11 protein-coding genes are annotated in these 11,982 nt (G+C 49.2%); 8 read left to right on the forward strand and 3 right to left on the reverse strand.

Going from position 1 to position 11,982, the window contains the following annotated elements; genetic code table 11:
• Positions 1–31: 31 nt before the first annotated feature.
• Both ligD and LZD49_RS01680 read right to left on the reverse strand, forming a co-directional pair.
• A complete protein-coding gene (gene ligD, locus LZD49_RS01675) occupies positions 32–2,773 on the reverse strand; it encodes a DNA ligase D (protein ID WP_234665574.1) in 2,742 nt (913 codons plus the stop codon).
• A 54-nt stretch (positions 2,774–2,827) separates the two neighbouring features.
• Positions 2,828–3,589 (reverse strand): DUF72 domain-containing protein, encoded by a 762-nt coding sequence (locus tag LZD49_RS01680; RefSeq protein WP_234665575.1) that lies wholly within the window; start codon positions 3,587–3,589, stop codon positions 2,828–2,830.
• A 118-nt stretch (positions 3,590–3,707) separates the two neighbouring features.
• Between LZD49_RS01680 and LZD49_RS01685 the strand changes: the two genes are divergently transcribed.
• From LZD49_RS01685 to LZD49_RS01710, 6 genes are all read left to right on the forward strand, one after another.
• Positions 3,708–4,067, forward strand: coding sequence for a hypothetical protein (locus tag LZD49_RS01685; RefSeq protein WP_234665576.1), 360 nt, complete (start codon positions 3,708–3,710; stop codon positions 4,065–4,067).
• A gap of 107 nt (positions 4,068–4,174) precedes the next feature.
• A complete protein-coding gene (locus tag LZD49_RS01690) occupies positions 4,175–5,575 on the forward strand; it encodes an ATP-binding protein (RefSeq protein ID WP_234665577.1) in 1,401 nt (466 codons plus the stop codon).
• Between the two features lie 29 nt (positions 5,576–5,604).
• Complete coding sequence (locus LZD49_RS01695; RefSeq protein ID WP_234665578.1) at positions 5,605–7,266, forward strand: response regulator; 1,662 nt, start codon at positions 5,605–5,607, stop codon at positions 7,264–7,266.
• Positions 7,266–7,535, forward strand: coding sequence for a UBP-type zinc finger domain-containing protein (locus LZD49_RS01700; protein ID WP_234665579.1), 270 nt, complete (start codon positions 7,266–7,268; stop codon positions 7,533–7,535). Before LZD49_RS01695 ends, LZD49_RS01700 begins: the two co-directional genes overlap by 1 nt.
• Before the next feature lie 18 nt (positions 7,536–7,553).
• Entirely contained in the window at positions 7,554–8,462 is a 909-nt protein-coding gene (locus LZD49_RS01705) for an AraC family transcriptional regulator (RefSeq protein ID WP_234665580.1), read from the forward strand.
• A 92-nt stretch (positions 8,463–8,554) separates the two neighbouring features.
• Positions 8,555–9,313, forward strand: coding sequence for an SDR family NAD(P)-dependent oxidoreductase (locus tag LZD49_RS01710; RefSeq protein ID WP_234665581.1), 759 nt, complete (start codon positions 8,555–8,557; stop codon positions 9,311–9,313).
• A 60-nt stretch (positions 9,314–9,373) separates the two neighbouring features.
• Here the strand turns inward: LZD49_RS01710 and LZD49_RS01715 are convergent, their stop codons facing one another.
• Positions 9,374–9,991: a YceI family protein gene (locus LZD49_RS01715; protein ID WP_234665582.1), complete on the reverse strand. Its 618-nt coding sequence runs from the start codon at positions 9,989–9,991 to the stop codon at positions 9,374–9,376.
• 188 nt (positions 9,992–10,179) lie between these two features.
• On the opposite strand from LZD49_RS01715, the gene LZD49_RS01720 reads away from it, so the two are divergent.
• Positions 10,180–10,623 (forward strand): response regulator, encoded by a 444-nt coding sequence (locus LZD49_RS01720; protein ID WP_234665583.1) that lies wholly within the window; start codon positions 10,180–10,182, stop codon positions 10,621–10,623.
• On the forward strand, positions 10,620–11,957 hold the full coding sequence (locus tag LZD49_RS01725; protein WP_234665584.1) for a sigma-54 dependent transcriptional regulator: 1,338 nt from the start codon (positions 10,620–10,622) through the stop codon (positions 11,955–11,957). Before LZD49_RS01720 ends, LZD49_RS01725 begins: the two co-directional genes overlap by 4 nt.
• The last annotated feature ends 25 nt before the right edge of the window (positions 11,958–11,982 follow it).

Raw genomic sequence — 11,982 nt, forward strand, 5'->3', positions numbered from 1 at the left:
TATTAACAAAAAGTAGGAAAATTTTGACTTTTCACCCCGCCGCGACATCCAGTTTGCCGATCACTTTTTCCAGGTCGATCCCCTCGCCCAGAACAGGTTTGAAGAGGTCACCTTCGCGCTGGATACGTTCGATGGAATTGTAAATTGTGAAGTCTTTCAGTTGAAGCCCCTTCTTGACCTCGTTCCAGTGCAATGGCATGGACACGGTCGCGCCGGGTTTGGGCCGAACGGAGTATGGTGCAGCGAGCGTCGCCTTAGGGCGGTTCTGCAGGTAATCAATATAGAGCTTGCCCTTGCGGTTTTTGGTCATGCGTTCTACGCTGGTAAAATCAGCGAGCTGGTGCTGCACTTGCCCTGCCACCCATTCGGCGAAAAGCTGACATTGGTCGTAGCTGTATTTGGCACCGAGCGGGATGTAGATATGCAGCCCGGTGGAGCCGGAAGTTTTGCAATAGGAGGGCACCGACAGCGAGTCGAGCAGGCCTTTAATGACTTGCGCTGTTTCGATCACCTGCTCGAATGTATTGGTGGTGTCGGGGTCCAGGTCGAGCAGGCACCAGTCGGGGTTATCGGGTGTTTCGACGCGGCTGTTCCAGGGATTTACATCGATGGCACCGAGATTGGCCATGTATAGCAACGCAGCCTCGTCATTACAAAGCATGAAGTTCTTATGCTCGCCTTCCGAAGTGTAAGGTGTTGTTTCAATCCAGTCGGGCACTTTGCCGGTAACATCTTTTTGGTAAAAACTCTTTCCCTGAATGCCATTCGGAAAGCGATTGAGTGAAAGCGGCCGGTTTTCGAGGTAGGGTAAAATAAATGGCGCGACCTGATAGTAATAATTGATCAGCTCGCGTTTCTGGATTTTGTCGTCCGGCCAATAAAGTTTATTCAAATTGGAAAACTTCACTTCATGCCCACTGATTTTCCGGACCTGGGTGTCTTCTTTCGGGTTCAAAAGCGTTTTTCGTTTTGCCTTAACGGGCTTTTTGATAATGGTTTCGTTATCGTTATTGGCTACGTCGACTATTTCTTCTGCCGGTTTTTCCACTTCGCGCACCACTTCCTTAGCCGATTTGTCCTCGCGCATTCCTTCAAACGAAGGGTGACGAAAAACGCCGTCTGCCGTGATTTCGGCAAAACTGATCTCACAAACCAGTTCCGGTTTCAACCATGTCGCATGGGCGTGTGGCGGGTTCGGGCGGAAGCGTGACGGTTTGTTGTAATCCGGTGTTTCTTTGAACGGGCTCTTTTTGGTAACTAATGGCTTAAAGAGCGCCAGCATTTCCTTTTGCTGTTTTTCCTTGAACCCCGTTCCAACCTTGCCTACGTAATGCAGTTCGCCGTCCTCGTAAGCGGCAAGCAGCAACGCGCTGAACAATTTGGAAGAGCCGTCATTTAACGTATAACCCGCTATAATGACCTCTTGCCGTTTGTTGATCTTGACTTTGAGCCAGTCTCGGGTGCGGATCCCTGGGTAATATTCGCTATCCGATTTTTTCGCGATAATGCCTTCCAGCCCCATTTTTTGGGCTGCTTCAAAAAATGCATTGCCGTCGGCAGCGATGCTGTAACCGAGCTGTACAGGGCTGTTTTCGTCGACAATACTTTGAAGAACAGCTTTCCTTTCGGTTAATGGCAGATGTACCAGGCTTTTGCCTTCCAGCCAGAGGATGTCAAATGCATAGTAAACCAACTCGCCATCGGCTTCACTCCGCCAGTTTTGCAGGGCATTGAAGTCTGAAATGCCATTTTGGTTGATGACCACGATCTCGCCGTCGATCACGGCATTGATCTTCCATTCTCCCAATTGCTGGTAAACCGGATAGAACTTGTCGTTGAACGACTTCCGGTTCCGCGACTGCAGGCTCACCTCACCCTTATTCAGGTAAGCCAATGCGCGGTAACCGTCCCATTTAACCTCATATTCCCAACCCGGATCGTCGAATGGCCTGTCCACCAGCGTAGCAAGCATCGGTTGCAGGTCAGTCGGAAGCGCTTGCTTTTTACCCTTTTTCAGGATCGCCGGTACGTTTACGTCCGGGCTTTTTTTTTCAATCGCAGCTTCTTCCGCCGGATCTTTGGCCTCGGTTTTCGAAGCTTTGGTGGTTTTTGTTTTGCTGGTTGATTTTGTTGTGGAAGATTTCTTCTCTTCGTGATCGCTTTCCCAAACCGCGTCACCATCTTTCTCAATGCCTTTCAGTGTCCTGCGTGAAATGGCCGAACGGTCTTTTTCGGTGATATCATCTTCCGAAGCGAATTTATCGCGATGCTTGATCAGCAGCCAGGCATTTTCGGCCATCCCTTTTGTTTTTACCAAAGCAAATTCCCCTTTCAGTTTTTGGCCGTTCAGCCGCACTTTCAATGAGCCTGCATGCAACTCTTTGAGCAAAAGTTTCTCCTTTGCCTTCTTGCCCTCTACCTCTTTCAATTTGCCGTCTACCTCTTCCAACGGCTCGTAAGTGCCAAAATCCCAAACCATTACGGTGCCCCCTCCGTAGTTACCTTCCGGAATAATGCCTTCAAAGTCCTTATAATCGTAGGGATGGTCTTCCACCATCATCGCCAGCCGCTTCACCGACGGGTCTGTCGAAGGGCCCTTCGGTACTGCCCAGCTTTTGAGCACACCGTCCATTTCCAGCCTGAAATCGTAATGAAGGCGAGAGGCGTCGTGTTTCTGGATCACAAAAATCAGCTCTTCCTGGTCGGCTTTGCCGCCTTTCGGTTCCGGTGTTTTGTCAAAGGAACGTTTTTCGTTGTATTTGGTAAGGCTCATGGGGGTAATGATTGAATGGTTGAATGACTGAATGACTGAATGTGTGTGAATAAGTCAGTCTGCGGGTATTTGGATTTTGGTGTTGACTAGCTCTTGCAATTTTCGTGCGTTGTTGAGTGCGTGTCCGCCAACATCATTATTAAAGAAGGCCCAGACGTGATGTCCCTGGTCGGCCCATTCGGTGAACTTTTCGGCATATTCCTCCAAAACTTCGTCGGAATAAGGCGAGCTATAAAGAGACGATGGGCCGTGAAAGCGCAGGTAGATGTCTTTGGCGGTAATTTCCTCGTGATAGGGAAATGTTTCGGCTTGCGAAAACACCAGCGTAATGCCATGTTTTTTCATTAAGGCGATACTTTCTTCCGAAAACCACGACGGGTGGCGTACTTCCAGCGCAAATCGAAAGCCTTTGTACCGATCCGTTTCCTCATAAAACGGGCCGGCCACGCCGGAACTGAAGCGCGAATTAGCCGGTAGCTGGATCAGTATGGGCCCGAGATGCTTTTTAAGTGGACCAAAAATCCCGAAAAAGCGCTCCAATGGCTCCTGTGGGTCGTGGAGTTTCTTCAGATGGCTTAGATAGCGACTCATTTTAGGACAAAACAGAAAGCCATCCGGCACCGATTCTACCCACTTTTCGGCTATGTCCTTCGTAGGCAGCTTGTAAAAGCTGTTATTGATCTCTGAAACGGGGAAATGTCGGGCATAAAATGTCAGGTATTCCGCAGATTTCATATTGTTCGGGTAAAATATACCTTTCCAGTGTTTGTAACTCCATCCCGACGTGCCGATGTGTATATTTCGCTCCACTTTCATTTTCAGTTTGTTGCGGAGCTATTAAAAGCAATAATCGTACCGAGATGCAGCCAGTGCCGCCCGGATCGTAATAGGAACGATTTTTGAAATTTGCAGACGAAACGCAAAACGGAACATAATGACAACTATTGATATTCTGGGCGACCAGGAGGAAACTTTGGGTACGGCCGAGGACCTGCGCGAGGAAGTGGTGCTCGACATCATGCAGCAGGAAATCGTGGGTAGCATGGTGAAAATTGAATTTGAGACGTCATTGGGGCTCTGCACAGGGTACTACTTGTCCAGCGAGCTGGGCCACGAGGAGATTAACCTCGAGGAAGCGTCATTGGAACGGTTGAAACGGCTTTTTCCGGCATGTAATGGTGCATTCATACACCCGGCTAACCGCGACTGGGTGGAAATAAGCCTGGCGGAGGCGATAAGCGGGCTGCCTGAGTATAAGATATACAGTCGAATTGTGACCGGCGGAATTGTGTAAAGTGAGGGTATTGTTGTCCATTTTGGCCTTCATGACAAAAAAAGCCGCTCAAATGCCGATTTATTTCGAAATTGGGTGTTTCGATTATATCATTACCGCATTCGCCCATGAAGGATATCACTGTCAACGATCTGCTGGCTATCGACGTTTTCAAGGATGTTCCTGAAAACCAGCTGCAATGGATGATCGACCGCAGTTCGCATTACGAGTTGCAGGAGGGCGACGTAATGACCCGGCCCGGCGAACCACTTTTAGGCACGGCCGTTGTTTTTTCGGGCCGTATCGAACTGTACCGCGTTCAGAACAATACCAAAAGCATTATTGCCCAGCTTGTAGCGGGTGCGGTGACCGGTATGTTGCCGTTCTCGAGGGGCAAAATCGCCATCGCCTATGGTGTGTGCCTGGAAACATCGCAATTAATGATGTTCCCAAAGGAATTGATGCGCGAATTGATCACTTCCCATTACGAGCTCACGCAGGCGCTCGTCATCGTGATGACGTCGCGCGTGCGGGAATTCACCGAACTTGAACAGCAGAATGAGAAAATGATGGCGCTCGGAAAGCTTTCTGCAGGACTGGCGCATGAGCTGAATAACCCCGCCGCTGCGATCGTGCGGAGTTCGGCATCTTTAAAAGAACATTTGCTGATGCAGCCGGATGCATTCAAATCGCTGTTGTCAATCCATTTGTCGCACGAGGAAATCGACCTGATTAATAATAAAATGGTGCGTTTGCTCGGTAATATCAACCGTCCGATGCTATCGATGATGAAACGGTCTGAAAAAGAGGACGAAATACTCGATTGGCTCGATCGTAACAATATCGATGGCTGCGAGGACATTGCCGATAATCTCGTTGAATTCGGAGTGGGTGAAGATGATCTGGAAGAGTTGAAAAGCAGGATTAACCATCAGGACCTGTCGCCGGTGTTCACCTGGATCAATAATAGCCTTACGACCGAGCGGATGGTCGCCGATATCGAGGAGTCGTCCAAACGCATTGCGCAACTGGTAGGCTCGGTGAAATCATTCACGCATATGGACCGGGGCGGGGAGCGCGAATTCATCGATATTCATGTGGGTATCAAGAATACCCTCATCATGTTGAATTACAAGCTGAAAAAGGGCAATATCAAGGTGACTGAGGATTTTGATCTCGAATTGCCGCCCGTGAAGGCAATGGTAGGCGAGCTCAACCAGGTATGGACGAACCTGATCGACAATGCGATCGATGCACTTGATAACCAGCCGGCTGCGGAGCTGACGATCATTACGCGCCGCGATAAGGAGTTTGTAAAAGTGACTATTTGTGATAATGGTCCGGGCGTGCCGGCCGACATCCGTTCCAAAGTTTTCGATCCGTTTTTTACCACCAAATCAGTGGGAAAAGGCACTGGTCTTGGACTGGATGTGGTAAGCCGGATCGTGCGGCAACACCACGGGACGGTCACCCTGCACTCAAACCCGGGCCGCACCGAATTTGTGGTTTGCTTCCCGTTTAATGCATAATTTTAATTCAACACTTAACAAAAGCTGCCATGGCTTTGCCCATTATCTTTTCGATTGACGACGATCCGCAGGTACTGCGCGCGATTAGTCGTGACCTGAAATCCCACTATCGTGAAAAATATCGCATATTAAGTACCACTTCCGTAGCTGAGGCTATGGAGAGCCTGCTCGAATTGCAGAACCGCGGCGATGAGGTGGCCATGTTTATTTCCGACCAGCGGATGCCCGAAATGCAGGGCGTGGATTTCCTGCAAAAGGCAATGAAGATGTTCCCGTTCGCTAAGCGGGTGCTGCTTACGGCCTATTCGGATACGGAGGCGGCAATCAAGGCCATCAACGACGTCCAGCTCGACTATTACCTCATGAAACCCTGGGACCCGCCGGAGGAAAAACTATTTCCGCCAATCGACGAACTGCTCCGCGACTGGCAGGGCAACTACCGCCCCGAATTCAAGGGTATTAAAGTGATAGGTTATCAATTCTCTCCTAAGGCACACGAAATCAAAGACTTTCTAGCCGGCAATCTGGTGCCTTATTTATGGTTCGATGCGGAATCGAATGAAACCGGCAAGCAGATTTCACAAAATAACAACCTGTGTCCCGTTGACTTCCCTGTTGTGATATTCGAAGATGGCTCTTTGCTCAAAACACCGTCATTAATCGACATTGCAGGACGTATCGGATTGAATCCCAAAACAAAACAACAGATTTACGACGTCGTGATCATTGGCGCGGGGCCTGCCGGACTGGCGGCTTCGGTGTATGGTGCTTCGGAAGGTTTAAGTACTTTATTGATCGAGCGAAAAGCACCTGGCGGACAGGCTGGTACGAGTTCTAGGATCGAAAATTATCTCGGTTTTCCGACGGGCCTGAGCGGCTCGGAGCTAACGCGGCGGGCCATTACACAGGCGACGCGATTCGGGACGGAGTTTCTTTCGCCGCAGTTTGTGAAGGAGATCAAGTTGAAGGATAAATATAAAACCGTAGTGCTGGGCGACGGCAATGAAGTGAATGCCAAGGCTGTGGTGATCACCACCGGCGTGGACTACAGAAAACTGGAAACCCAAGGAATAGATGACTTTACCGGTAAAGGAATTTATTACGGCGCGGCGAGTACTGAGGCGAGTTCTTGCGGAAATAAGGATGTATATGTATTGGGCGGCGGCAACTCCGCCGGGCAGGCAGCGATGTATCTGTCGAAATTCGCGCGGAATGTATACATCCTGATCCGGCGGAACGACCTGACGTCGTCGATGTCGTCCTATTTGATCGACCAGATCGCCGGGACTGAAAATATTACCGTACTAGGCTGCACGGAGATCGTGGAGGCTCAGGGCGGTGATCATTTGGAACAACTCAAATTGGTTGAATTAAATACAAGCGAAGAGCGGACGGTGCCCGCCGACGCATTGTTTATCTTCATTGGTGCTAAGCCGTTTACGGAATGGGTAGGCCTGGAAATCATCAAAAACAAGAAGGGCTTCATCGAAACCGGTCGTGAAATGAAAAACTATGACAATTTTAAGGGAATCTGGAAGGTAAATCGTGACCCTTATTTGCTCGAAACGAGCTCGCCGGGCATTTTTGCCGCAGGCGACGTGCGCGCCGGTGCCATGAACCGCGTTACATCGGCGGTAGGCGAGGGGTCAATGGCTATCAGTTTTGTTCACCAATATTTAAGCGAGGTATAATGGATCAGGTTTGTAAACATATCGCCGACATTCAGGAAATCAAGGTTGCGGATGAGCTAGCTTGCGAGGAGTGCAAAAAAGTCGATGGCTGGTGGGTGCATTTAAGAACTTGCCAGACCTGTGGGGCTACGCTTTGCTGCGACAGTTCACCTTCAAAGCACATGACGAAACACTATCACCACACCGGGCATCCCGTGGCCTCTTCGGCTGAGCCCGGCGAAAAGTGGCTATGGTGTTATGAGGATGAGTCGTTTGTGGAGTATGATTGAAATTCGTAACTTCGGGTTATGATGAAATCTGATAGTATCGAGCAGTTCTACAAGGATACTTCCCAATTAATCCCTAAGCCTGTTCAGAAGGAGGTGGGGCATTTTAATATTTTCAAAACAGACGAATTGTATCGTTTGTCTGCGAAAAGCCGTACAATGCCTTACAACCGCCGGGCTTATTATAAGATCAGTTTGATTATCGGGAGGAACCGTGCGGAGTATGCCGATAAAGTAATTGATATAGCGCATAATGCGTTGCTTTTTGCGACGCCGCTGATCCCTTATCATTATGTTCCGCAGGACGATGACCAGGCGGGTTTCTTTTGTATTTTCTCGGAGGATTTCCTTACGCAGAACAACAGTGGCGTGCGTTTGCGCGAACTGCCTGTGTTCAAGCCTGGCGGCAACCCGATTTTCTTTCTTAATGATGAGCAGATCGAGGAAATCAAATACATTTTCAGGAAGATGTTCCTGGAAATAGAATCGGATTATGCCTACAAGTATGATTTACTGCGGAATTATGTCATCGAGCTGATCCATTTCGGGCAGAAGTTGCAGCCGGCGACGTCGCTTTTTACCGAAACAAATGCGTACAAGCGTGTTTCTTCTCTCTTTATCGAGCTGCTCGAACGGCAATTCCCGGTGGAGCCGCCGCATCAGAAGCTAGGTCTTCGTTCGGCCAAGGATTATGCCGAGCAACTTTCCATTCATGTCAACTACCTCAATAAAGTCTTAAAAGAGATCACCGGTAAAACGACCACCGAGCTGATTACCGAGCGCATTATTAAGGAATCCAAAATCCTTTTGAAACATACCGATTGGAATGTGTCGGAAATCGCATACAGTCTGGGTTTCGACGAGCCATCCCATTTCAACAACCTTTTCAAGAAGCACACGACGCTCAGTCCGCGGGCATTTCGGGCTTAGATTTGAATTTCGTAAGTTTCGGTTTGAAACCCGCAAATCGGTGCTGCTGACGGCTGGTACCTTTGTTCCATCAATTTTAAACAACAAAAGAGATGGACTCAGTCAATAAAATAGCATTGGTTACCGGCGGCAGCCGTGGTTTGGGGAAAAATATGGCGCTTAGCCTGGCAGAAAAAGGAAATGACGTGATCGTCGTCTATCGCAGCCAGGAGCGGGAAGCGGCCGAAGTTGTTTCGGCGATCGAAGCGCTTGGGCAAAAGGCCGTCGCTGTCCAATTTGATACTTCGGATGTAAAGGCATTCGACAGCTTTTTCGCCACGTTATCTGAGATTTTGAAAGACAAATGGGGCCGCTCTTCCTTTGATTTTCTGATAAATAATGCAGGCATTAACCGGCCTTCGGCATTTGGACAAACAACCGAGGGAGATTTCGACGAGCTTATGAATGTGCATTTTAAAGGGGTGTATTTCCTCTCGCAAAAGGCATTACCGTTTATCGCCAACGGTGGCCGGATCGTTAACCTCTCGACTGGACTGGCCCGTTTTTCGACACCCGGATATGCGGCCTATGCATCCATGAAAGGTGCGATTGACACGCTCACACGCTACATGGCGAAAGAGCTCGGCGGAAGAGGTATTGCCGTCAATACAGTAGCGCCGGGCGCGATCAATACTGATTTTACATCATTTGATAACCATCCGGGCGCTGCTGATTTCATCGCGAGTGTCACGGCACTGGGGCGTGTAGGCGAGCCCGACGACATTGGCGGCGTGGTAGCATTCCTCTGTTCCGACGACGCTCGCTGGATTACCGGTCAGCGGATCGAAGTTTCGGGCGGAATGTTTCTATAAGAAATTAACCTCTGCCAGGCTCGCCCGGCAGAGGTTTCTAATGACCGACCCGGTCCAAGGCTACATTTTTTTGCCTGACAGTTTTAGGTGCACATCGATACCCGGCTTAATGGACGCATCGTCCGGCAAGCCGGGTTCTGTTCCGTAGTTCATACCCCATAAGGTGCGGTCGAACTGCGTTAATGCCTCCAACTTGAACGAATCGCCGTTCAGGTCGATACGAGCGGGAAATGTGATTGGATTGCTTTTGCCTAACAGTGTTAAATGTCCTGTCACCTCGTAATTTGCGCCCGAAACTACACCTGCGGCACTTCCTGAATAGGATGATACGCTCATGATTTCGAAGGTTACGTTGGGATGCAGCGCCATATTGAAGAAATCGGCGCTTTGCAGATGGTGGATCAACTGGTGCTTCACTTCATCGGGCAAGTTGAAATTTACGATCGACGCGAGTGGCAGCGTAAACGACCCGCTTTTGACTTTCCCTCCCTCGATCACGAGGCTGTTACTTTCCACTTCCATGGAACCTTCATTGAAGTAACCGGTTTTAAGATAACCCTTCCACTCGGCAACGGACGTTTCATCGAGGTGGTAATTGGTTGCTGTCGGCACTTCGTGGTCGGTGCATGCGGTGAATAGTGTGGCAAGTGTTAACAGTGATAGAAATTGCTTTTTCATGGTTGGATGTGTTTTCATGGCTGATAATGTTGTTGATGCAAAAGTAAAGGCGTCGTCGTCGGTACCGGCTACGCAGGGCGGATGAAAAACTACGCGGAACGGATTTACACAGGAAAATACGCCGATTGGTATTCGAACCATTTATTGCGTTATTTGTAACCAGAATTCTGTCATAATCCGAAGTGACAATGTCAATGAAAGGACCTATTATTTCTATTGAGGACGACGTCGATGACCAGTTCCTGATCAAAAGCGTTATGGAGGAGCTTGACATACCCAACGAGCTTTTGTTTTTTAGTAACGGCGTCGATGCGTTACTTTATCTTGAAACCACGCAGGATCAGCCGTTCCTGATCATGTGCGATATCAATATGCCGGTCATGAATGGGCTGGAATTGCGCGAGCGCATCGACAAGAATGAATACCTGCGCAAGAAATCGATCCCGTTTGTGTTTGTGAGCACCGCCGATAACCCGGTGGTGATCGAGACGGCCTACGACTCCACGATACAGGGTTTTTTTAAAAAGGAGAACAATTTTGAAGATCTTAAAAACCGGATCATGGTCATCTACAATTATTGGTCTTACTGCCTGCATCCCAATCATTATAAACCCGGGGCAAGGCGTGCATGAAGAAAATTCTGATAATAGATGACGAGGAAAAGCTGAGAGGGCTGATGGGCCGGGTGATCAAGCTGGAAGGCTTCGAGGTGATAGAAGCAGGGGATATCAAAACGGCCTGGAAAAAGCTGGAACAATCGGATGTGGACGTGGCACTTTGCGATGTGAAACTCCCGGACGGTAACGGCGTCGACTTTGCGAAGGTTTTAAAAGAGAAATATCCGACCATCGAGGTAATCCTGCTGACCGCCTATGGCAATATTCCCGATGGCGTCCAGGCGATCAAAAACGGCGCATTCGATTACATTACCAAAGGTGACGACAATAATAGGATCATTCCATTGCTTTATAAGGCCCTTGAAAAAGGGGAGCTGAACCGGCGGGTCGTGAGCCTCGAAAAGCAATTGGGTGAGCGGCACTCGTTCGATGCCATTATAGGTAAATCCAAAAAATTGCAAGCCAGTATCGACCTTGCGCGCCGCGTTGCGCCTACGGACACTACCGTACTTCTGCTCGGCGAAACGGGTACCGGCAAGGAAGTTTTTGCCCAGTCTATTCACCAGGCCAGTAACCGCGCCAAGAAATCATTTGTGGCGGTCAACTGCTCCGCATTCGGGAAGGATTTGCTTGAAAGCGAAATGTTCGGACATAAGTCGGGGGCATTCACAGGTGCGGTGCGAGACAAGAAAGGGCTCTTCGAGGAAGCGAATAACGGTACCATTTTCCTGGACGAGATCGGCGAGCTGGCGCCTGAATTGCAGGCGAAGTTGCTGCGCGTGCTGGAATCGGGCGAATTTATCAAGATAGGGGAAACGCATCCTACCAAAGTGAATGTCCGCGTGATAGCCGCCACACACCGCGATTTACCCAAGCAAATCGAAGCCGGGGAGTTTCGAAGTGACTTGTATTATCGCCTTTCTGTATTTCAAATTACGCTACCTGCCTTGCGTGAACGCGCTTCGGATGTGGGTGCACTGGCAAACAGTTTTGCCATGCAATTTGCATTGAAGACCAACAAGAAGATCACCTCGTTGTCCCCCGATTTTATCAATATATTGGAGAAAAACCCTTGGAATGGCAACATCAGGGAACTCAAAAACGTGATCGAACGCAGCGTCATTCTCACCGACGGCCCGGTGCTCGACATTGAAAGCCTGCCCTTCGAAATGCAGCATCCAAGACAGGAAGGAGGCAAAAATTTGTCCGCATTTTCACTGGCAAGCTCCGAAAAGCTCCATTTGCAAAAAGTCCTTAATTACACCAATGGCAACAAAGCCGAAGCCGCAAGGCTGTTGGAGATCGGTATCGCTACACTATATCGCAAAATCGACGAGTACAAGCTGTAATTCCCATTCTGATAAAGAAGCTTAT

This window comes from Dyadobacter sp. CY261 (assembly GCF_021440085.1).
Taxonomy (GTDB): Bacteria; Bacteroidota; Bacteroidia; order Cytophagales; family Spirosomataceae; genus Dyadobacter.